Below are 22,705 nucleotides of genomic sequence, written 5' to 3'. Positions count from 1 at the left end.
TCCTGATGCTGATGAGTTTTTAAAAGTAATGGAAGCTTTACAGGAAGCATATAATGAAGGTGTTGAAAATGACTGAAAGTGATTTTAATTGGTGTATTCTTGGAGAGGGATATTGTAACGAATGTTTAGAATGTCTTTTACAGAATACTGAAAACAATGAATGTGATCCGGAGGCATGAAAAATGAAGGATAAAACAGATCAATACATTGATGAATTTTTCCAAAAACAAAAGGAAGGCACAGCAACTATTGATGAGATTCCTGTTGTTAGAAAAATGAATAATGGTGAAGAGTTAACTGAAAAAGACTTAAAAGCTTATGCTTTGATGTTAGCAATGGGGATAATAGAATGAATAATAAGGAATTTGACCAGCTTGAAAAAGTATTATCTGATATTTTAACGGAGTTGCAAATCCAAAATAAGTTGAGATCATTACAATTAGTGCAGAAAATAGCTGTGGATAATGGTCCATTACTAACTCTAAGAAAAGATAAGTATGATCTTATTTTAAAAGACCTTGAAAGAACATTAAATGGAAATGGATTAAAAAAAATGAGGGATGAATATGAAGAAAATGATTGAACAATATGTAATTTTAGACATGAAAGGAAACCTAGTTGAAAATATTGAAGATATGGAAACAACTTCATTGAGAGTGTATAATAGAGAAATAAGTGCTACAATTATCAAAATAGACACTGGAAACTCTGATATGAGTTTACATATTGCGCAGGCATGTGTTGCTGCTTGTGATGAGTATGTTCCATTAGAACCAGAAGTACGGGAGGAGATAGATGATGGTAGCGATTAAATTTAAAAAAGAGTTTTATCCACTAATTCGTAGTGGAGTTAAAACTCAAACTTTAAGAACGCCTTCAGGGAGGGTGGATGTAAGTCCAGGTGACTTTGCAGTATGCATATTTCCAGGTATATCTGATAAAATATTTGTCACTATTACTGATGTGGGGTACAAATATTTCAAGGATCTTAACATGGATGATGCTAATCGTGAAGGGTTCACTAATGTAAATGATTTGAAAAAAGCATTACTGGAGATTTATCCTGCTCTGGATAATAGTAGTCGTTTGTATTATTACAGGTTTATTATGGATGGGTTCACGGAATTAGTAACCGGGGATGGTGGAGATGTTTAAAGTTGTGAATGAGTATTATATTCAAAATGAGGAGACTGGAGAGTATTTGGATTTAAATAAGGCATGTGATTTGTTGAATGAGCAACAGATGTCTATTAATAAATTAGAAGAAAATTATAAGGAATTATGGAATGATGTTGTATGGGATGGGGGTTTGAATGAATGACTAAAGAAGAGCGTTATGAGGCACATATTGGTTATAAACATGATTTTGTAAGAGATAATCGTACTGGAGTAGTTCATGATATTTTTTCATGTGAAACACTATTGAATAAGTATGATCAAGAGAATAGGAAATTGAGTCGTGCATTAATGAAATTGTCTGAGAAAAATGTTAAATTGAAAAAAGAATTAGACCATCAAAAGAAATATGTGGAGCATGAAAGTTATGGGGAGTGCTGAAGTATGACTATAATGGAAGAGTTACTTGAACAAAACAGGAATAAAAACCTGGGCAAGGAAGCAGCAGAAAAAGCTTTAAATGAAGCATTCGGTTATACTATTAGCCGAGAACAATTAAACCAATTACAACATTATGCAAATGAATTATTTAATATTGGCACACACTGCCAATGTAAATGGGAAGAGTTCACTAGTTCAGGCACGGCTGAAGACTGTGAAAAAGCTGGAGCATTTGAATTATTAAATAAATTTTATCAAAAGCATTACCATTTAATTAATGAGATTGCTGATGATGTTAAACTGGATGGTGAAGTATGAATTTAATTGAAATTCTTATAGTATGAATAGTAATAATTGTGATAATTTATATCCTTGAATATTTAATGAATATGGAGTTGCCTTAATGTTATTTAACGACTGGAAATCTTATGAGAAGCAAAGTGTATTGAACTCATGGAAAAGTAAAATACTAGCAAAAACATTAAACTTATTGGATGATTCAGGAATAAGTGTACGTGTAACCGTTTTGAAAAGATATATTGAATACTTATTAGAGGATACGCATTATGATCCACATACTAATGTGTTCTATGAACCTATTAGTAGATTTAAATTTAGTGCAGATATTTTTTCTAGTATTGCTTTTGAGTATGTGTGTGAACATTTAGATGAATTTGAAAAGGTAAAGGCAGGAAGGAATGGCGGTGTGTAAAGCTTGTGGGAAAGAGTTTAAGAAAAAAGCTAATAAGCAAGCCTATTGTTCGGAGGAGTGTAAAAATGTTGCACTGAAACAGCAATGGCGTAATGCTTCACATAAGTATTATCATGGACATAAAAAGGAGTGGGGTCATAATAGTGTTCGCAGATATGGATTGGGTACGGGTACGTTAGGGCCTCATGCGGATACTAATTTCAAATCTGAAAAACAGACAGTTGAACGGGAGTTAATACGTTTAAGAATTAAATAATACTATTAAACTCTCTTTTTTTCTTATTTTTAAAAGGTTTTCTATTGTATGAGAGTGTATAATGAAGATGAAAAATGTGTAATCATGATAAATATAAAAATTTTAAATCCATGGAAATTTATTGCAGAGAATGCAAAAAACACGATGCGTTATATGACCATATCCATGATGAAGTCTTCTGCCGTCATTGTGGTAAGGTATTGCGTATGAATTATTTCTGGTTAAATTTTTAAAAGTAAAATTGACATTTTCATAGTCAAATTATGTTGCACATTACAATTACAAGCTTTGTCGATTAGTTTAACTCAAAGTAGTTTTTTTAGACTGCCATAACGTAGGAATCATTAAAATTTACTCCCTTAAATTATTGAATTAAAAAAAATATTAATCATATTGCACATTTTCATCTTTTAAATATAATAAATAGGGGATGTTTAAAAAGAAGACATTTATTTTTTTTTGTAGGTCATTTTCGTTTTTCGTTGCATTTTGATGTGATGTTTATAAGTCTTTCATCATTGGGGGTTTGAATCCTCCCATCTCCAATCCACAAAAAAAGAATATAATGTTTTTAGGTGATAAGAATGAGTGATACAAATTATATTGGAAATGGAAGTTCTATTTTTAAAACAATAGGATTATTGATTGCAGGATACACTACACCATGGTTAATTAAAATGCTATTATTGCATTTTGGTATTGATTTAACCGGTCAAGAAACAGAAATAATGCAAGGCTTAGGATTAATCATAGGAATCGTATTATCATATATAGATATGAAATACACAAACAACTTCTTTAAAAAAAATGAAATCACAATCGAAGACTATATCCAATATGGAGTAAAACACTTCGGCCTACAAAAAGTAACAGCCGAATGCGAATGTGAAACCTGTGGTGATAACGATGACATCACCTAAACTAACAGAAAAAATACCATACCGAAAAACAATATGGATCAAAAACTTCGCAAAAACAGTCACAACAACAACCCTAGTCAGCAGCGGAATAGGCCTAATCATAACAGGACTAAACACCAGAATGACCAACAGAGGATTCAGCGACGTAGAACTACAACTAGGAGTACTAAGCATAATAATAGCAATAATAATCGTAATAATAATAGACAAATGGGCTGAAAAAAAGAAAAAAGAAGAACTAGAAACAATCGATAAAACAATAAACGAAAAAGCCGAAGAAATAGCAGAAGAACTAGTGCTAAAACACTTAAACGAACTAGAAAAGGGATAACCTATGGCAACAATACCTCCTTTGAAAAAAGAAAACCTAACCTACCCCGAATGGGACCAACAAACACCCATTGAAAAAAATAAACACCATTTTATATTCGACTTATTTTGTAGACATGGTGGAACAGTTGCCCATTTTGCAAGGGATATATCTGGGATACATAAGGGAGATGTTTTCCTAGGGGTAACTTTAATCTATGAACCCTATTCTAAAAGGACAATTGTAAGTGTAGCTACAGCACATCTTTGGATTTATCGTAGAGACTTAAAAGAGAAATACATTAAGGATTATCGTATAAAACAGTTGGATGCTATTGATGATGAGGATTTTCTAGAACAATATAAGCAAAAAAAGAGGATTATGCAGAAGATTCGTGATAAACTAGAAGATAAACTTGATGCTGATGAAATTAACGGTACACAAACCAAAGATTATGTTACAGCTCACAATGGTCTGCAAGATTCTCAAGTTAAAGACAAAGGTGATGATGTTAAAAAGAGTAAAGTTGAATTCGAAGGTAAATTGGATGCTGAAGCTGAAGTTAAAACTGATTTTCAAAGAGATATGGATGAATTCCAGGAAAAAATATTATCCGGAAAACTGTCTGAAAGAATAAACAAAAAATTAGGAAAAGAAGACTAGAGCAATGGAACCATTAACTATCGATGAATTCGCACAACTCGTAAGCAGAGGAGCTTGGAAACCATTCATACACTTATTACTAGTGGTTAAGCTATTACATTATGTAATAGAGGGAAGGATATCACGTTTAATGGTGTTCATGCCTCCAAGACACGGTAAATCAGAGTTAATAAGTTACTATTTTTTAACATGGTTCCTAGGGTGTTTTCCCGATAAACAGGTAATACTTACAACTCATAGTGCTAATTTCAGTCGTAAATGGGGTCGTAGAGTACGTAACCTCCTTGAATATATAGGAAAAGATGCATTTGAAGTTCCCATAGTACTGGCTGAAGACAGTAAAGCTGCTCATACATGGAACATTAAGGATCATAAAGGTGGTCTTGTCACAGCAGGTGTAGGTGGATCCATTCTAGGTGAAGGTGCAAACGGTTTCATCATAGACGACCCAACCAAAGGTTTCAAAAAAGCACGCTCAAAAACACACCAAAAAGAACTAAACGATTGGTGGTTTACAGAAGCTAAAACCCGTTTAAATGCAGATATTGAAGGCGGTCAGAAGCCCTGGGTAATAGGCATCTGGCAAAGACTCAACATTGACGACCTAGCAGGCCAAATATTATACAAAAAAGAAGGAGACAAACGTGTACCCAATGAACCCCACATAACCTATCAAGAAGCTATGCGAATAATAGAGGAAGAAAACGATGATGTGCCTTATGGAACATGGGTAATCCTAAACTTACCATCTATTGCAGAAGAAAACGACCCATTAGGAAGAGCTCCTGGAGAACCATTATGGCCAGAACAAAAACCATTAGAAGAACTCCAAGACATCAAAGAAGAAATGGGTAGTTTCAGATTCAACGCAGTATATCAAGGAAACCCACGTGAACCAGAAGGAAATGTATTTTTCAGAAAATGGTTCCGCAACAGTAAAATGTCACCTAAAAAAATGGATAAACTCATTGAAAAATTACCTACACTAAGATACTGGGACCTTGGAGCTTCAGGTGAGGACGGAGACCCTACAGCAGCATTATATACTGCATGGGATGGTGAATACATGTACATGAGAAAACTCTTACACAAAGGATTAACACCATTGCAAGTTGAAAAATACTTCCTAGACACTACATTACGTGATGGTAAAAGTACACGTGTTAAAATAGAGCAAGAACCTGGAGCATCACCTAAAGTTTTAATCAATAACTTATCACGTAGAAAAGAATTCAAAGGTTATAGTATAAGGCCGGATAGAGTAAGGGATTATGGTGATAAATTAACACGTAGTTTTGACCTCCAAGCATTAGCAGAGGCGGATAAAGTACGTATTTCAGAAGATATTTTTGACATGGTGGTTGATGAATTAGTTGAATTCACTGGTGAGGAAGGAGGCCAGGATAATATTACTGATGTAGCAACTGGTTCTGCCCGTCATTGGAAACGTAGAAGAGCTAAAGTACACGCATATTAAAATAAAAAATGGAGATGAATGAGATGGCTAAATCAGAATCATGGATAGTAACAGTAGATGAAACTACTGGTGACGTTAAAGATGTTATAAACGAAATTGAAATGGGTAAATATGCTATAAAAGCAGATGTTGACCCTACTACGGGTAGTAAACAAACACCTAGTGATCACTATGCTCATGGAATAACAGTCATTGACCCGAAATATAATCCTTATAATTTGATTGAATTATTGGATTTGTATAGTTATCATGCTGATTGTGTGGATGCTGTTGCAACAGACGCCAGTGGTGTAGACTACACATTGAAACCTATTGAAGGAAGAGATGAAGTTGAAAGTGAGAAAATAAGATTCACTGAAGTATTAGATAATAGTAAGCCTTCAATTAATATTCACATTCACCGTATGATTTATGACCGTAGAAGCATAGGCTATGGTGCAATGGAAGTAATAAGAGAATCCACTAGTAAATCACCTATAACACGTTTAAAACACATACCATCACACACATTACGCCGCCATACAGACATGAAAAGAGTATTATACACAGATGATACAGGAAAAAAAGTCTGGTATGTGCTATATGGTAAAAATTACGATGATGATGGAAATCCAGTTGATGTTCATATGAAGACAGGTGAATTCCATCCATATAATAGTTTAAGCATGGAAGAAAAAGCTAATGAATTATTATGGACTATGGAGTATGCTCCAGGAACAAATTATTATGGTAGACCACCAATTATAGCTACATTACCATCCATACAATCTGATTTAGCTGCGGTACGTTATAATACTACTTTTTTCCAGAATTATGGTATGCCAGCATTCGCAGTCACAGTAACTGGAGATTTCCAAGATTACGAGGAAGAGAAATATATAAAAGACGATGATGGACGTGAAATTCTCAATCCCGATTATGATGAAAAACAAACTTTAAGATACCAAATATCACAGCAAGTAAAAGAAGTAATACGCAATCCACATTCAGCTATTTGTATTACAGTACCATCTGAAGGAGTAGACGGAGATGTAGAAATTAAAATCACTCAATTAAGTGTTGACGTTAAAGAAGGCTCTTTCAGAATGATGAAAAAAGACATACGTGATGAAGTAATACACGCTCACCAGGTTGACCCTTCACGTTTAGGTATTTTTGACAGTGGCAATTTAAATGGTACTAATTCTGAAGTCACTAAAGCATCCTATAAGTATGGTACTATCGCACCAATCAAAACTGAAGTTGAATCCATGATAAATCAGATAGCTGCTGAATTAGAAGTGACTAGTTGGAAGTTTGTTATTAATGATGTGGATCCAATTGACCATAGTCCACGTAAAGAGTTAGCTGACTTCTTATTTGCACGTGGTGCTATGACTATTATGGATTTGATTAATAATTTTGGTGATGAATTCGGTTTGGCTGTTGATGACCCGGATGATGCTTATTTAAACAGTAGATTCATTAATAATGTCCCGTTGGAGCAGGTTTTCAATCAATCGGAGCAGAATAGTTACTTGGAAGAAAAGTCTATTTTGAAGGCTTTGGATGGTAATCTCTGGCAAGATGATGATTTAGATGATGAGGATATAGACGATGAACCTGAATAAAACAATCACACACATCAATCACAGTCTATTCGCTGCGAAAATGGAGAATATCATACAGTACATGTATGAAGATGAACTACAAAAAGCAGTGGCCGGAATCTTTCATAAAATGCGTACAGAAATACTCAAGAATTTAGAAGAGTATTACGGTGATGTGTTGTTTAATGCACAGTTGGAGTTAATATTAGCACCTATACATGAGTATCACAAACAATACTATGACACCATAATGAAATACAAGCTCAAAGAGCATAGAAAAGGGCGTGTTCAAGGAAAAAGATTAATTACACGTACCAAACAATACGCAAAACAATACAGTAAAGCCTATTATGGTGGTGCTGTTAAAGAAGATACAATTAATGTTCCTATGAGTAGCATTATCAAGAAAGATGAATTATTTGCTACTTCAGATTACAGTGCCGAACACATGCGAGATAAAACATTTGTTGCAAGTGAAAACACCTTAGCACGTGTAGATAAAGATATTAACGGCATAATCACTGATGGCTACCGTGATGGGTGGGGTATCAATGACGTAACCAACAGTATAAACAAACGTTTTGACCAGTTGGAGTCATGGGAAGCCCAACGTATAGCACGAACCGAAATACACGGCTCTCACATGCAAGGAGTCATGAAATCCTATGAAGACATGGGCGTAGAATACACACAATGGGCATCAGCGCATGACAACCGTACACGTGACACACACATAGAAATAGACGGTGAAATCATACCTTTTGGTGGTGTATTTAGTAATGGTTTAAGGTATCCTGGAGACACCAACGGAGCTATTAGTGAATGGATTAATTGCAGATGTGGAAACTTACCATGGTTTTGTCCTCCAGGTTTCATGGTGCCTGTAGGTATGACTAATTTTAGGGAGTCAGATTTAATACCAACTCACGCATTCCAAATCACTGAAGATAGAATTAAACAATATTCACCAGATTCTGTTGATAAAGTGCTCAATCAAATAAATCAGCGTTCCGATAATTGGGATATATATCGTTTAACTCCTGGTGAAAGAAAAGTCTACATGAAATCTAAGAAAAATTATACTATTTTAGATGATGCTATTAGAAATAAAAATTATTCAAGACTAGATGATCTTGAAGATGACCCAATGATGTTCATCAGAGATAAAAAAACATTTATGACAAATACTGATAATCTAACAGATTTTAGTTTAGTTAAAGAAGAAATGGCAGAATACCTTGATGATATACGTGATTATGAAAAAATCATCAAAGACAAGAATATTAAAGTAGATATTAAACCTAAAGGTATCCGATGGAATAATCCTGACCTTAAAGATTATAGGATTTTAAATGAAAATGGAGATTATGTTAATGTTAATAGAGAAGAAAAATTCATTAAGTATTATTTCAAAGAGGAAAATTTATCAATTTTAGAATCTGTTGACATGGATGTTTCTAGAGTCAGGTCTGTTTATCAAAGTTATAAAGAATTACCTTCCTCTATGAAGAAAACTAAAGAAATTGTGTTAAGTAGTCAAAAACCACGTATAGTTAATTTCTGGGGTAGTGACTCTTATGTGGGAGGATATGTGACTTCTACTAAAGGAAGTACAAGAATTGTTCAATTTAAGAAACCTATTAGTAAGTTGAAAGATACATTAGTTCATGAATCTGCACATTTACTTGAAAAAGATTCAGATTGGTTTATTAGTAATAGTAAAGAGTACATTTTAGCATTTAAAAAAGACCAACGCAGATTATTAGCTCAAGGTCATACGTTAGAACAAACATATGTAACTCCTTATTCTTATGATTTTACAGAAGAGTTTGTAGCAAAGAGGAGTTTAGCTGTTTATAAATATGGAGATAGGCAGTTTTCTGAAGACTTTGCAGAATCAGTTAAAATGTATTTAAGGGATAAAGAAGCATTTATTGAAAAATATCCTAATAAAGCTAAAGTAATCGAAAAAGCAATTAAAGGAAAATATACTCCTAAAAATACAACTCCATATAATAGTTGGTTTAAATCAGAACAGAATAGGTTTAAATTAACTGAAAAAGAATGGGAACATGAAAATCTATTAAAATATAAACCTGAGTTATCCTCCTCTGAAATGAGAGAATTGGAATATTTTGATGATAAAAGAAAACTAGATTATTTATATAATAAAAAGATAAATGGTGAAATTTTAGAAGATGCTGAGGAAAAAGCATTTCATGATTTGACTAAAAAATGGGAGAAAAAATTAAGGTTACCTAAAACTTCATTATTAGAAGAGATTCCAGTTAAGAAATCTCAATTAACGAACACTGAAATTAGAAAAGAATTATCAAAAATGTCTATTGATGAAAAACTTGAAAAAATAGACAAAGTTTTATCCGTTTCTGAAAAAGAAAAATATTTGAAATATATTTCTATTAGGGATGAATTAACTGCTAAACTTAAAAAGAATCCTAACCTTAAAGGTGCCATCTCTAACAAAGAAAAAGCGGATAAATTAATATTCCAATATGAAAAGAAGATTTTTAGACATGACACTAATATCCCAGAAATAGATGAAACAAAATTTATTTTAGATAATCAAGAAGTTGGAGGGAGTTACTCAATCGAAGATACTATATTAGAGAAAAAACAAATAAAATATCAAGAGAATACTCTTTGGACAAACCGTGAAAGAGATACTATTGATGCTTATGGTGGTACGACTCATAAACGAATGAATGGTTACATTAGGCAAGATGATTATTGGGAAGAAATTATGTCTGTAATGTCTGAAAAAGAAAGAGAATTTTGTATGGAAAATACAAAGAAATTGAATAAAAATTTAGATTCTGCACTTGAGAAATCTCCTGGTTTGATTCAAGATACTATTTTGTATCGTGCTGATGATTGTTTTGATGTCACATTGGCGGTGGGAGACTATGGTAATTTTAGTGGATTTCCGTCCACTTCTTTTCAAGAAAGAGGTGCTGATCAATTTCTTGATGAAGGAAGGTACAAGGTAAAAATATTAGCTCCTAAAGGTACAAAAGGTATTGCTATGAATGGTAAACACGGTTGGAATGCTAAAACTTCAGAACATGAGTTTTTACTTCAAACTAACCAAAAATATATTGTGTTGGATGTAAATCATGATCCGAAGGTTAGAACAGCAACAGTTTTGTTAATATGATTTATTGTTTAGGAGTGATATAATATGGATGTGAAATATATAGATTTTGAAAAGATCAGATCTAAAAAAATGGAGTTAGAAAAATATCCTGGGTATCTTCCAGGATTAATTGAAACGTGTATTGATAGAAGAGATTGGATGGACTTCTTAGAAAAAGAGGGATTATTAACAAGAGAATTAGAAAATAAAATATTTGATAGGCACATGTCTTTTCAAGAAGAAAAAGAAGAGCTTATCCAATGGTGTGAAGAAAACCCACAATATGCTGATTTTATAATATGGGAGGAGGATTAAAATATGTTAACTATTGTTGGTGATGATGAGCAGGACATTATCGAGTTACCTAATGGAATGACCATCCACATGGAATTTAGCATTGACAAAACTGGACCATGGGGTTGGAGAGGTAGAATTAAAGGAAGATATCGTAGAATACAATTATATGATCAGTCAAATAATTTAATCAGTGAACTTATTGAAGAGAATCCTTTATATCAACCAGATGTTCATGTGAGTATTCCTGAAGGAGATAAAGTTATTTATTAATTATTTTTTGTGGAGGGTGTAGTTTAACGAGTAAAACAACTAAAACGAAAATCCATGGTATATGTAGTTTTAGATAAGTCCTGTCGGTGCAAGTCCGGGTACCTCCCATTTTTTTATTCATTTTTTTTGTAGTCCTATGGTGTAATGGCAATCATGGTGGGTTTTGGTCCCGCTGACTCAGGTTCGACTCCTGATAGGACTATATAACTTTTTTTATACTGTTTAAGATTTATTTTTTTATCCTATTAACTGTTCAACCATAAAAATTAAAACCCCGTATTTTTATTTTTTGTGTTCAACTATTTTTTAAAACATTACAATAATGTTCAAAAAATACCCTTAAAAAAGCAAGTTTCTATTGTATGAGAGTGTATAATGAAGAAAGAATTTTTTTCTTCCATTTTTGAACATATAGGAAAAAAGAGTATTAAACATTTTTTTTCTAACACAGGTATAACAGTTAAATTTTAATGGTATGGTACGACTTCTAATACCCATAAAAAAAATTTAATACTCTAATTTCTTCCTTTATTTAAACTAATTTTAACCCAAATGGGGGCATAACACATGATAAAAGACATGGCTGTGAAAAGTGATGATCAATTCTTATTCACTGCTCCCGTAATGATACCCGACAAACCAGATTGTGATTATGAAAGGGGAGAGGAACCATTCACAGCAGAAGAAATACGATTCTTTAAAGAATCTTTTCAAGATTATCAAATCATTGATAAAAATCATCAAGTATTCAAGGATTTAGGGAGTGCTAAAAGTGTTGGAGACCCTGTAGATAGTTTTCTCTTAAATGAAGAAACTACTTACAGACTCGTAACTGGTGGTACAGAAACCTATCCGGCCGGTACTTGGATGTTAACTTCAAATGTAACAGATCCAACTACACAACAAGAAATTGACGATGGTATATTAACTGGTTATAGTCTATCAGTGCATCGTGAAGATGTTGGACGATTAATCAAGAAATATATGGCTACTAAATCTAGTGGTGGTCAGTTAATTCATGATATACCAAATCCTAATGCAATTACTGTGAGTATTGTTGGTAAACCTTGTCAGAGTGGATCTAAACAGTGTAAATTAAATGGAAGTGATGTTATGAGTGATGACAAAAAGACACTTGATAAAATCAGAGACATTCTCGGTGGAGATAAACCGGAATATGCTACTAAATCTGATTTGGATGCATTAGCTGAACAAATAAAAGAAGAACATGAAGGTGCTATGAAATCTTTATCTGAAGAAATGGCTGTTGCTATGGGCACAGCTATTAAGGAAGCTTTTAGTGAAGTTGGTGCTATCAAATCAAAAGACGATGATGATGACGATGATGCTGGTGCTGAAGGTTCTGGTGATGGTCAAACTGAAGGTTCTGGTGATAATAAACCAAACCCTGAAGACGATGATGAACCTAAGAAAAAACCAAAAAAGAAAGATGGTTCTAAACAAGGAAAAGTCCATAATGGAGCAACAAAATCAGATAATAATGAAGATTTAGACACTTATGCTTTCCTTGGAAGAAATCCTGATGGTACAAGTAAAAATATTTAAATTTTTTTCAAATAAATTCAAAAAGTGAATAGGTGATTAGTAATGGTGAATATGAATAATGTACTCTCACAAGTAGTCGCTGCTGCCGGAAAAGGCAATGGTGCTATGAAAGAAGATGAGACAATGTACGATGCAATGTTCGCAAATGCAGGTATATTGGATAGAAAACAATATAACACTTTCGTTCGTGAAATGCAAATCAACAGTGTAATACTTAACGATGCAGCATTCAAAAGAATGGACAGAGAATCTGAAGTAACTTCAGGTACTAGAATACTTGGAAGAGTAATGCAAGATGGACGTTTAAAAGAAAGCAGAACCACCAAAAAAGACTTAAAAGAAGCTAAAATTGGTTTTGGTCAAGCTGAATTAAACGCTAAAAAATTAAAAGCAAAAACATCCATTCTTGATGATGATCTTGATGACAACATCGAAGGAAAACAATTTGAATCTACTCTCCAATCCATGATGGGTGCAGCAATGGGTGAAGACTTAGCTGCTATCGCTGTATTCGGGGATACTGATTTAGATTACGATGAAGAACCTTTATTCCATACTTTCGATGGATGGGTTAAACAAGCAACCACTACTCTTAAATCTAGTGAATTAGGTTCTACTAATGCAGAAAAAGCATTTAATGTTCATGAAGATACTATTGAAGCTTTATTCGATGCATTAATCGCAGCTGTACCTGCAAGGATAAGACAATCCAATCTCATGAATAACTTTAATATTTACGTTCCTTATGAGGTTGAAGATGCATACAGAAACCTTTTAAAAGCACGTAACACTGCACTTGGGGACAGTATGCAAGTTGGAAATGCTCCACTTAAATACAAAAGGTACAACATCAAATATGCTCCAGAATTAGATGCTGAAGACTGCAAAGCATTAGATAACACCGCAACATGTCTTGGAGGATTCCCTAACTTAATGAGATGGGGTGTTTACAAAGACATTAGCATGGAAATGGAAAGAATTGCTGGTGATGAACAAACTAACTTCTGGTATCGTATGAAAGGGGATGCCGGACTTGAAGTATTCAGCAGCTTAAATGTTGCAAAATTAACCATTGAAGAGTTAGCTGAAATCCAAGATGAAGCCAAAGCATAAACTTGAGGTGATGTTTTTATGGCTTTAGAAGCTTGGAATGATTTAACTCTTGCAGAGAAAAGGAAAATCCGTCGAGGTTTTATACGTAATCCTCATAAAGCTTATGAGAGATTACGTTCTCAAGCTGAAGGTGATACTCCAGAACCTGACACTCCTACTCCTGAACCTGAAGTTGTCTCTGCTGTTGATATAGCAATTTCTGTGACTGATGGAACAGACCCAGTAGGTCAAGTTGAAGTTGCAATAGGAGAAATCACCGGTACAACTGGTAGTGCTGGCGGATGTACTTTAAGTAATGTTCCTGTTGGATCAGCAACTATAACTGCTACTAAAGAAGGTTATGAGAATTACAGTGAAACTATAACTGTTGATGAAACACATACAAGTTTCACAATCAGTTTAGAAGCAGTTACTCCTACACAAACCATTACTATTCAAGTAGAGGATAATGATAGTGCTAGCCTCATAAATGGTGCTAGTGTAACAATTGATGGGGAATATAAAGGTACTACAACCACTGTCAATGGGTATGATGGTTTCTTAAATGTAACTGTACCTATTAAAGACAGTTATGTAGTTAATGTTACCGCTACTGGATATCTTGAGTATAATGAGACAAAACACTATGAGAATGGTAATAATATTGTAGTATATTTATTGTCAACTTAAGTTGGGGTTGATCCTGATTCGGAAGAACAAAGCCAAAGTTAAAGAGATGGTGATAAAATGATGTTTTGTACTGTAGATGAAGTGTTAAATTTTACTGGTTTGAAACCTAAACATTTAAATTTATCAACTGATGATGAAAGCAAATTGGAAGATATTGTCGAGAATTGGATTAAACAATCCACTTCTTTAATTAAAGACTACTGTAATAATGACTTCCAAAAGTATGGTGACAATATACCCGAAGCAGTGCAAAATGTATGCGTCAGATTAACCGGCAATATGGTTGCATTAGCAACGGCTAGAAGGGATACTCCTATAACACAGGTCAATGACTGGCAAGTAAACATTGTAAATATGCGTGTATTCAGCAATGACCTTAAAGACGACCTTGCACCATATGTAATAGACAAATCCCGCAAATCCGATAAAATAGAATTTTTTGCAATAACTGGAGCAGATGATGGTAAAAGTTATCATAGACGTAGATGATTCACAATACCCACGTATTAGTGAGAAACTACCTCAAATCAAAGAAAAAGGATTAAAATTAACAGGTCAAGACATGTTAAGAAACCTGGGTTTGAACAGCCCTGTTGATCATGGATTACTCAGACAATGGTTCTTTGCAAGTACATCTCCTGAGCAGATAGAGATCCGAACTCCTGCAAAATATGCAATTTTCCCTAATGATGGAACGGGAATCTATAACGGTGGAAGTATAATAAAACCCAAAAAGGGTAAAGCATTAGCATTCAAACCAGGCCCGAAATGGAATGGCCCAGTTAATGAAAAGGGATATGCCTTCTTGAAATATAGTAAAGGTCAAAAAGGTCAGCATTTTGTTGAAAAATCTATTAAACAAACTCAAGGGAAAATACAGGACATATTTTTAAAAACAATAAGTGATGTGGTTAAATGAATATACTCACAGGATTAGCAGCAGTTAGTGAAATCATAAAAGAATGCATAACATCAGAAAACACTTCAGAAGGAATGCTAAATGATGTTCAATCTGTAATAACTGTTGCCAATAATGAGGAAGGAATTGATGAACCTGCAATATGGATTCGCCAACATCCAACAATCCCTTACGATAATGCTAAAACAAAATTATCACAGGATATTGATTTAGCTACTACTTTTGAATTTGTATGTATTGAATATGATCCTGACCCTGAAACTGCTGAGTTAAAAGGTCAAAATCTTGCAAGCCGTGCATGTTTAGCAGTTCTGAAAAACCTTCAGCAAATACAAAAAAAGTATGGCCTACGGGTTATTCAAAATATCTATTTTGTAGCTTTTTATCCTGTGGGTGAGGTTAGTATTAAAGGTAAACGTGAGAAAGTACCTGCTACAAGTATTGTTATAACAGTAAAACACAATATTGACTGGTTAAACTGTTGTAGACGAAAAAATAATGAAAATAATAATGATGATAATGATGATGGTGATTAAAAATGAGTTGTAGAGTATTTGGTTTAGAACCAGAAGCCGTCTATGGTGAGGAAGTGGACAAAGAAGATTTTAACTTACTTTTTGACCATGATGTAGACAGTATGGATTTTAAACTTAATGACGAACCAGTAACCAAAAGTTTCGGTTCAAGAATGAATCAGAAAGCAAGAGCTGGAGTAATCAAACCAACAGGTAGTATAGAGACTTCAGCAAACCTCCAAATATTAGGAGCTTACTTTTATGGGTTCTTGGATAATTATAAGTTCACAGCAGGCCAAAATGGTAAAAACACCCATGAGTTCTGGGGTGGTGAATCTAAATTATTAAAAAGTTTCAGAGGAAAAGCAGTTAACGACGATTTAATTTTCTACTTAATGGGTTTAATCGTTGATTCAATGAAACTCGAAGTATCTTCAGAAGACATGACTCTTGGAACTGACTTCATTTATAAAACAGAGTTCTCTGAAATTTTAGCCGGTGAAAACGATTACGAAAGAGCCGAAGAACTAGAAGATGATCTCTTCATAATGTTTTACGATGTCATGTTAAAACTCAATGGTAATGATCCTGCTGGCGTGCAGACAAGTTTTACCTTTGAAGGAAGTAACAATCATGACGTTGACAAAACAATAGGCTTTGGTTACAGACATCCACAGGGACAAGCAAAAGCAGGAAAAAGAGAAAACAGTATCAGCATTGTAACTACACTTACTCAAGAAACTGTAAGGGCAATATTAGATGCAAGATACGGTGATGTAGACCTTCTTGAACCTGCAAAATGTAAAATATTACAGGTTCCATTACAAATTGATGTTGAATTATGTGAATATCCTGGCCTTGGATTAACTATTTTATTCCCTAAATGTACTCTCTTAGCTGAATTCGACAGTAGTGGTATTGATGATGTGGAAGCAACATTAAATATGGCTACATTAGGTTCTGAAGAGGTTACATTAGCCGATGGAACTACTAAGAAAACAGATATGTATGTTAAATTAATCAATAAACAACCTGAGATAACTCCCAGTAACTGAGGTGAATCCTGAAACTATTGATGATTTAGCAATAAGCGTAACAGACGGAACAAACCCAGTAAGTCAAGTTGAAGTTGCAATAGGAGAAATCACCGGTACAACTGGCAGCCAAGGAGGATGCACATTACATAATGTTCCTGTAGGCACGGTTACCGTAACAGCAACAAAAACAGGTTACGTAAATTACAGTCAAGAAGTAACAATTACTTCCAGCACTGAAACCTTAGAAATTATTTTAGAGCCTCAATAATAATTAATATTTCTTTTTCTTAAAAATGGGGCTAATTTTTTATTATATTTTCAAAATTATAAACGGAGGCATTTAAAATGGCAATATTAAAAAAATCACAAATTTTACAAGGTATCAACGATCCAGAAAAAATACACATTGAAGCACTAGATGGTGAACTCTGGTTAAGACCATTATCAAATTCAGAGTTAGATGAAATTGATAAAATCGAAGCTAAAGGAATGGAATCCTACGAAACCAATAGTAAATCCCGTGGTAGAATTCAAGGCGAAACCATAGCAAAAGGAAAAATAAACGTTCATTTAGCAACAGTTAACGGTGCAAAAGCACGTGACCGTAAAATAGAAATGAGTCTTGACAATCCCAAAAATGCTGATGATCCATGGACTGAAGAGGACATTGGAAAATTATCTCGTGCTGCGGTAAATGAAATCGTTGATGCAATTGATAAATTATCTGGCCTTGATGTCACTAAAGGAGATATAGATAAATTTCCTGAAGAGTGATGAAGGAAAAGATATAATCTGGTTAGATTACTGCGGATACCATTTATGTGAGCGTAGCAGTGATTTAACTTACATTCAATCTTATTTTATAAGTAAAGGGCGTGCTGAATTACATAAAAAAATGAATGAAGTAAAAAAATAAAGGGCGGTTTTAATATATGGTTTCTGAAAATATTGTTAAAATTATATTGAAAATGGAAGACCAGGCCACCCAAGTAGCTCAAAAAGCCGAACAGGCTATGAATAAATTAGGTAATACAGCACAACAATCAAATAAAAAAACAGCTTTGGCTGTGGATGATGTTAATAAAAAGTATAATCATAGTGTTACTAACATTAATCGTGTTGCACAAGCCGCTACAAGAGTAGGGGAAAACGGTGCAAAATCTTTCAACAATATGGGTGAATCAACTCAAAGAGCTATTGTAAACTTTAATAGGTTAGATGAATCCTCACAAAGGTTACTTACATATTGGAGTCAATTAGACAGCCAAGGTAAAGCATCTTTTGGTTTTTTAGCGGATGATGTTCAGTTAGCTATTAATAAATTCAATGCTTTACAGAGAGAGACTCAAACATGGGGAAATACTTTCGAGTTTACACGGACTAAAATGTCTCTAATGGGGACTGATGTAGATTCTTTAAAAGGAAAAATACAGGTTGTAGGTTCAACTATTCAAGAATATGTTGGTACCAAATGGGATTTTGTTAAAAATAAAGTAACTGTTTTTGGAGATTACATAAAAACACATTTATCTGGTGCATTACAGACTGTCCGTTCTCATATTGATAATTTAAGTAGTGCTTTTAGTGGTTTGGGTGGTTTTATTGCTTCTGCTATAGGTGGTCTTGGAATGGCCAGCATTACTGATATGACGATTGGTTTGGCAATGGGTCGTGAAAGAATGACTGCATTAATGCAAGCCACAACAGGTAGTAAGCAAGCAACAGATAATCTTATCAAGGGATATGAGAATCTTAATTATACTTTTAAAAATGTTGATGGTACTACTACTCATATGTTTGAGGGTTTGGATGAAATGACTAACAAAAGTTTAGTCAGTCTGGATGATTTGGGTCAAGCAATGTCTAATTTTAAAATGGCTACTGGTGCAACTAATGACCAATTAGCGTATGCAGCACCATTGCTCAATGATATTGGTCAAAGAGCAATACTCATGGGTAAATCTGGTGATGAAGCATTAACTCTCATGCAAGCAGCAGCAACTGGGTTAAATGGTAACTTCATGACTTTAAAATACAACTTTGGAGTTACTAAAGAAAAACTTGAAGAGCTTGGTTGGAAAGGTGCTGCTGACGATATAGAAGGTTATACCGATGCACTTATGAAGTATTTGAACCAGTCAGGTAACATGAATGATATGATGAACACTACAGTGGGCCATATTGAACGTGTGAAAAAAGATTTCCGTATTGCAGGGCGTACTGTAGGTGAAATGTTTACCCCTTATATTGATCAAGCAGCACTTGCTTTACATGGTTTATATGAAAAATGTCCTCAACTTTATCAAGGGTTAATCATGGTTGCAGGGGGTGTGTCTGGTTTTGTCAGTATTGCTCCAATGTTAGCTCCAATGTTAACAGCATTTGATAGTTTATTAGGAAAAGGTAGAGCATTATTAACCTTCTTTGGTTTATTAGAAGCAGAACAAGGTGCTTTAACAGCATCTACTTTAGCAAATACTATTGCTACAAAGGCAAATGAAATTGCACAGGCTGCAAGAGGAGTTGTTGCTTCAGGTTTGGTCACTGAAAACGTTGCCTTGAATGCTAGTTTGGCAGGATTAACTGCTGAAGAAATAGGTGCAGCAGCTGCTCATGCTGTGAATAGTGGTGCTTTAGGTGCTGAAAGTGTTGCTGCAGCAACTGCCGCAGGCACAAATGCGGGATTGGCTTCTAGTATATGGGCAGTTACATCTGCATTATTAGCGAACCCAATTACGTGGATTGTTGTAGCAGTAATTGCTTTAGCAGTTGCTGTTTATGAAGTAGGAAAAGCCTTTGGCTGGTGGAAAGATATTCCAACATTGCTTGCTGCGGTTTGGTCAGGAATACAAAGAATGTGGAATGCATTTATTAACCATCCGGATGTCAAAGCAGTAATCAGTGCGTTAGTTGTCGCATGGAATGCTCTTGTTTCAGCTATTGGATGGGTGATAGCCCAAGTTGAAAATTTCTTCGGTATTCATATTAATGGAGAATTTGATATTGTACGTGCTTTAATTGAAGGTATTGGTATAGCATGGCAAGTTATAACATTCCCTATAAGAACAGCTATTACACTTATTCAAATGGCTATTGGAGTTATTACTGATATTGGTAGTGCTTTAGGAATTACACAACAAGATTTCATGAATTTCTTAGGATTCCTGGCGAGTGCTATAGTATCTCCTGTTCAGGTTATTGTCAGTATTCTTAGAACTATAATCTGTATATTATTAGGTTGTAGTCCAGGTATTGTTCCTGCTTTGCAGAAAACTTGGGAAGTGTTCCAGGAAGTATTCAATGCTATAGCCGGATTTATTGGAGGTATTATTTCACCTATTGTGGAAGCTATCAGACCATTGATTGATATTTTCGTGGAGATTGTTACTTATCTTGTTGAAATGTTCATGCCTGTATGGAATCTACTTTCAAGCATTTTGACTATTATCTGGAATAATGTATCTTTACTTATTAATATTTTCCAACAGTTCCTTTCTGGTCAGATTACATTGCCTCAAATGTTAGGTATGATTTGGACTTTAATTCAGCAAACTTTCATGACTATTCTTACTATGATCATTAACTTTGTGTTTTCTTGGGCAGGTCAAATAATAAGTGCAGCTATTAATGCAGCATCTGGTTTTGTTAATGGAATTATCTCATGGATCAGTAGTTTACCTGGTAGGTTCTGGAGTTATCTTGTTCAGACCACTACGAATATTATTAATGCCGGTGCTCAATGGGTCAGTAATGCTCGACAGAAAGCCGGTGAAATGGTGAATAGTGCAGCAACTACTGTTCAGCAATTGCCAGGTAAAATTTATAATGAATTTATTAAGGTTCCTGACAGGATCCGTGAAGCTATACCTCAGGCTATAGCGGCTGCTCTTAATTTCGGTAAAGAAATTATTAATGGTGTATTAAATGCTATGGGTATCCACAGTCCAGGTACTGTTCAAAACAGTATTACTGATGAATTCAAGAATACTATCCAAAAAATCAAGGATGCTATTAAACCTGCTGGTGAATATGCAAAGCAAGTTGGTGAGGCAATCGTGGATAAATTCGGAACTCCTCAATTAAGCTTAGATACTGAAGATTTAATGCCATACTATGATTTAGATGCCAACCCATTGGAAAACGTGGACGTGGCCAATATTGATTTGGCTGGTATGGCTAGTGGTTTGGATCAATCTACTAGCATGACTGATGAAACTAATACTATGATTGGTGAGTCTTATGCTGCATTGGCTTTAATGATGCAGAATACATTGAATGGTATGGTTTTAAATGACCAATTGGCTTATGGTCAAATACAATCCAATGATTTAGCTACTTTCCAAGCTATTAGTCTAGGTTTGAACATGAATTTGATGTCTATGAGCAATAATCTCCGTACTCAGTTAAATATGATGTTGCTGAATCATAGAACTGCTATGACAAGTGCTACTAATACTACTCGCCAGCAATTGGCTTTAATGCTGAATGAAACAATGAAAGTCACCTCTGAGATGAGGTCTGCATGGGCAGTAATGGCAGACAGTATTATAAGTGCTGCTGCAAGAATTAAAAATGAGGCTACTGCTTACTTTGACCAGTTATCCTCTACTATTGGTAATTTCTACCGTAAATTACAAAATCCTAGCCAATGGGCGGGTGGTGATTCTACTGGATCACCTTCTACAGTAAGACGTGTTGGTCGTGACCCAGCAGTAATGACTAGAATCACAAGAAATGTTGCTAATGGTATAAGACGTGATAATCAATTGCCTTACACTATTACGGCGGTTAAGGCAATGGATAATGGATTGGTTAGTCCAGTAACATTGGAGTACATGAATAAAACTGCATCTGATAATTTAAATCTTATTGATTTGATTCAGCATGGTACCTGTCCTAATTGTTTTGCTGGTGGATGGGATGCTGTTGCAGATCCAAATATTACATATATTAAAAACACTGCACGTGAATGGCAAATGAAAGGGCCTGCTGTACATACTGGTGTTGGTGATATTGACACGGGTTTATCTTTCCGTGTTAAAGACTTTGAAGGTGGTACTCCTCATATTAGTTGGGAATCCTTTGTACGTATTGCTACAGCAATTGCTAGTGCAATACCTTATGAATTTTATTATAATAGTGATGCTCATGGTTCCTGGCAGAATGCTATTGCTGCGGGTTCATGGAACTGTTATGATGGTGCTTCTGCAATGGTTGCGTTAGCTAATACATGTGGTTTTGGTGGTTATGTTGATTGTGGATTGAACTGGGGTAGTTATGGTCATTGTGCTGCAATAATTAATGGTTATACTTTTGATACAACCGCCCTTAAACAACGTGGCGGTTGGACTGCTGGACCATGTAATTATTCACATCCTGCACCATCTGCAGGAGGGCCAATTAACATCCGCATCCCTGGAGGAAGATCTGCTCCACGTACTCACAGTAACCCATTAGAAGGATTATTTGACAATAAAGATTCCAGTAAAAGTAGTGAAGAGGTCAAAGTAACATTAGAACATAATGTGAATGTCAATGTTGATGGAAATACTGAAGGAATTGATACTGATGCATTAATAAAAGAGTTAACTGCATCCGTTACTGATAAAAGTTTAATTGACCGTATTGCTGATGCATTAATTAAACGTGATAAACGCATAGCTCGTATGGGAGGTGCATAA

General features: G+C 34.6%; 27 protein-coding genes. All 27 read left to right on the top strand.

The window, feature by feature from the left end; translation table 11 throughout:
• Positions 1 to 182 precede the first annotated feature (182 nt).
• The 27 genes from ACKI44_RS00185 (at position 183) to ACKI44_RS00055 (ending at position 22,705) form a co-directional block, all read left to right on the top strand.
• Positions 183 to 353 carry a hypothetical protein gene (locus tag ACKI44_RS00185; RefSeq protein WP_407420699.1) on the top strand — a complete coding sequence of 57 codons (171 nt, stop codon included), beginning with the start codon at positions 183 to 185 and terminating at the stop codon, positions 351 to 353.
• Positions 350 to 583: a hypothetical protein gene (locus tag ACKI44_RS00180; protein WP_407420698.1), complete on the top strand. Its 234-nt coding sequence runs from the start codon at positions 350 to 352 to the stop codon at positions 581 to 583. The genes ACKI44_RS00185 and ACKI44_RS00180 overlap by 4 nt, the downstream gene beginning before the upstream one ends.
• A gap of 19 nt (positions 584 to 602) precedes the next feature.
• Positions 603 to 812: a hypothetical protein gene (locus ACKI44_RS00175; RefSeq protein WP_407420697.1), complete on the top strand. Its 210-nt coding sequence runs from the start codon at positions 603 to 605 to the stop codon at positions 810 to 812.
• Positions 799 to 1,155 carry an ASCH domain-containing protein gene (locus tag ACKI44_RS00170; RefSeq protein WP_407420696.1) on the top strand — a complete coding sequence of 119 codons (357 nt, stop codon included), beginning with the start codon at positions 799 to 801 and terminating at the stop codon, positions 1,153 to 1,155. Before ACKI44_RS00175 ends, ACKI44_RS00170 begins: the two co-directional genes overlap by 14 nt.
• Positions 1,148 to 1,321: a hypothetical protein gene (locus ACKI44_RS00165; protein ID WP_407420695.1), complete on the top strand. Its 174-nt coding sequence runs from the start codon at positions 1,148 to 1,150 to the stop codon at positions 1,319 to 1,321. The genes ACKI44_RS00170 and ACKI44_RS00165 overlap by 8 nt, the downstream gene beginning before the upstream one ends.
• Positions 1,318 to 1,557, top strand: coding sequence for a hypothetical protein (locus ACKI44_RS00160; protein WP_407420694.1), 240 nt, complete (start codon positions 1,318 to 1,320; stop codon positions 1,555 to 1,557). Before ACKI44_RS00165 ends, ACKI44_RS00160 begins: the two co-directional genes overlap by 4 nt.
• A gap of 3 nt (positions 1,558 to 1,560) precedes the next feature.
• Positions 1,561 to 1,875: a hypothetical protein gene (locus ACKI44_RS00155; protein ID WP_407420693.1), complete on the top strand. Its 315-nt coding sequence runs from the start codon at positions 1,561 to 1,563 to the stop codon at positions 1,873 to 1,875.
• Between the two features lie 85 nt (positions 1,876 to 1,960).
• Positions 1,961 to 2,269 carry a hypothetical protein gene (locus ACKI44_RS00150; RefSeq protein WP_407420692.1) on the top strand — a complete coding sequence of 103 codons (309 nt, stop codon included), beginning with the start codon at positions 1,961 to 1,963 and terminating at the stop codon, positions 2,267 to 2,269.
• Positions 2,270 to 2,599: 330 nt separating this feature from the next.
• Positions 2,600 to 2,758: a hypothetical protein gene (locus ACKI44_RS00145; protein WP_407420691.1), complete on the top strand. Its 159-nt coding sequence runs from the start codon at positions 2,600 to 2,602 to the stop codon at positions 2,756 to 2,758.
• 351 nt (positions 2,759 to 3,109) lie between these two features.
• Positions 3,110 to 3,445: a hypothetical protein gene (locus ACKI44_RS00140; RefSeq protein ID WP_407420690.1), complete on the top strand. Its 336-nt coding sequence runs from the start codon at positions 3,110 to 3,112 to the stop codon at positions 3,443 to 3,445.
• A complete protein-coding gene (locus ACKI44_RS00135) occupies positions 3,432 to 3,776 on the top strand; it encodes a hypothetical protein (RefSeq protein WP_407420689.1) in 345 nt (114 codons plus the stop codon). The genes ACKI44_RS00140 and ACKI44_RS00135 overlap by 14 nt, the downstream gene beginning before the upstream one ends.
• Positions 3,777 to 3,779: 3 nt before the next feature.
• Positions 3,780 to 4,418: a hypothetical protein gene (locus ACKI44_RS00130; protein WP_407420688.1), complete on the top strand. Its 639-nt coding sequence runs from the start codon at positions 3,780 to 3,782 to the stop codon at positions 4,416 to 4,418.
• A gap of 4 nt (positions 4,419 to 4,422) precedes the next feature.
• The gene (locus ACKI44_RS00125) at positions 4,423 to 5,895 is read left to right on the top strand and encodes a terminase large subunit (protein ID WP_407420687.1); all 1,473 of its coding nucleotides are present in this window, start codon (positions 4,423 to 4,425) and stop codon (positions 5,893 to 5,895) included.
• A gap of 23 nt (positions 5,896 to 5,918) precedes the next feature.
• Positions 5,919 to 7,505, top strand: a complete 1,587-nt coding sequence (locus ACKI44_RS00120) for a phage portal protein (RefSeq protein ID WP_407420686.1) — start codon at positions 5,919 to 5,921, stop codon at positions 7,503 to 7,505.
• Between the two features lie 109 nt (positions 7,506 to 7,614).
• Positions 7,615 to 10,659, top strand: coding sequence for a phage minor head protein (locus ACKI44_RS00115; RefSeq protein ID WP_407420685.1), 3,045 nt, complete (start codon positions 7,615 to 7,617; stop codon positions 10,657 to 10,659).
• Between the two features lie 24 nt (positions 10,660 to 10,683).
• The gene (locus tag ACKI44_RS00110) at positions 10,684 to 10,953 is read left to right on the top strand and encodes a hypothetical protein (RefSeq protein WP_407420684.1); all 270 of its coding nucleotides are present in this window, start codon (positions 10,684 to 10,686) and stop codon (positions 10,951 to 10,953) included.
• A 3-nt stretch (positions 10,954 to 10,956) separates the two neighbouring features.
• Complete coding sequence (locus ACKI44_RS00105; protein ID WP_407420683.1) at positions 10,957 to 11,205, top strand: hypothetical protein; 249 nt, start codon at positions 10,957 to 10,959, stop codon at positions 11,203 to 11,205.
• 567 nt (positions 11,206 to 11,772) lie between these two features.
• A complete protein-coding gene (locus ACKI44_RS00100; RefSeq protein ID WP_407420682.1) occupies positions 11,773 to 12,771 on the top strand; it encodes an XkdF-like putative serine protease domain-containing protein in 999 nt (332 codons plus the stop codon).
• Positions 12,772 to 12,813: 42 nt separating this feature from the next.
• Positions 12,814 to 13,884: a phage major capsid protein gene (locus tag ACKI44_RS00095; RefSeq protein ID WP_407420681.1), complete on the top strand. Its 1,071-nt coding sequence runs from the start codon at positions 12,814 to 12,816 to the stop codon at positions 13,882 to 13,884.
• Positions 13,885 to 13,902: 18 nt separating this feature from the next.
• A complete protein-coding gene (locus ACKI44_RS00090; RefSeq protein ID WP_407420680.1) occupies positions 13,903 to 14,553 on the top strand; it encodes a PEGA domain-containing protein in 651 nt (216 codons plus the stop codon).
• A gap of 57 nt (positions 14,554 to 14,610) precedes the next feature.
• A complete protein-coding gene (locus tag ACKI44_RS00085; protein ID WP_407420679.1) occupies positions 14,611 to 15,042 on the top strand; it encodes a hypothetical protein in 432 nt (143 codons plus the stop codon).
• Positions 15,014 to 15,472: an HK97 gp10 family phage protein gene (locus ACKI44_RS00080; RefSeq protein WP_407420678.1), complete on the top strand. Its 459-nt coding sequence runs from the start codon at positions 15,014 to 15,016 to the stop codon at positions 15,470 to 15,472. The genes ACKI44_RS00085 and ACKI44_RS00080 overlap by 29 nt, the downstream gene beginning before the upstream one ends.
• Entirely contained in the window at positions 15,469 to 16,008 is a 540-nt protein-coding gene (locus ACKI44_RS00075) for a hypothetical protein (protein WP_407420677.1), read from the top strand. Before ACKI44_RS00080 ends, ACKI44_RS00075 begins: the two co-directional genes overlap by 4 nt.
• Positions 16,009 to 16,010: 2 nt before the next feature.
• Complete coding sequence (locus tag ACKI44_RS00070; RefSeq protein WP_407420676.1) at positions 16,011 to 17,042, top strand: carboxypeptidase regulatory-like domain-containing protein; 1,032 nt, start codon at positions 16,011 to 16,013, stop codon at positions 17,040 to 17,042.
• A gap of 1 nt (position 17,043) precedes the next feature.
• Positions 17,044 to 17,292 (top strand): PEGA domain-containing protein, encoded by a 249-nt coding sequence (locus ACKI44_RS00065; protein WP_407420675.1) that lies wholly within the window; start codon positions 17,044 to 17,046, stop codon positions 17,290 to 17,292.
• 77 nt (positions 17,293 to 17,369) lie between these two features.
• Positions 17,370 to 17,798, top strand: a complete 429-nt coding sequence (locus ACKI44_RS00060; protein WP_407420674.1) for a hypothetical protein — start codon at positions 17,370 to 17,372, stop codon at positions 17,796 to 17,798.
• Between the two features lie 158 nt (positions 17,799 to 17,956).
• Complete coding sequence (locus ACKI44_RS00055) at positions 17,957 to 22,705, top strand: hypothetical protein (RefSeq protein WP_407420673.1); 4,749 nt, start codon at positions 17,957 to 17,959, stop codon at positions 22,703 to 22,705.

The sequence above is a fragment of the Methanobrevibacter sp. genome, from assembly GCF_045646205.1.
Classification (GTDB): domain Archaea; phylum Methanobacteriota; class Methanobacteria; order Methanobacteriales; family Methanobacteriaceae; genus Methanocatella.
Note: the sequence above shows the minus strand (reverse complement) of the source record. Positions and strands in the feature narration are given on the sequence as shown.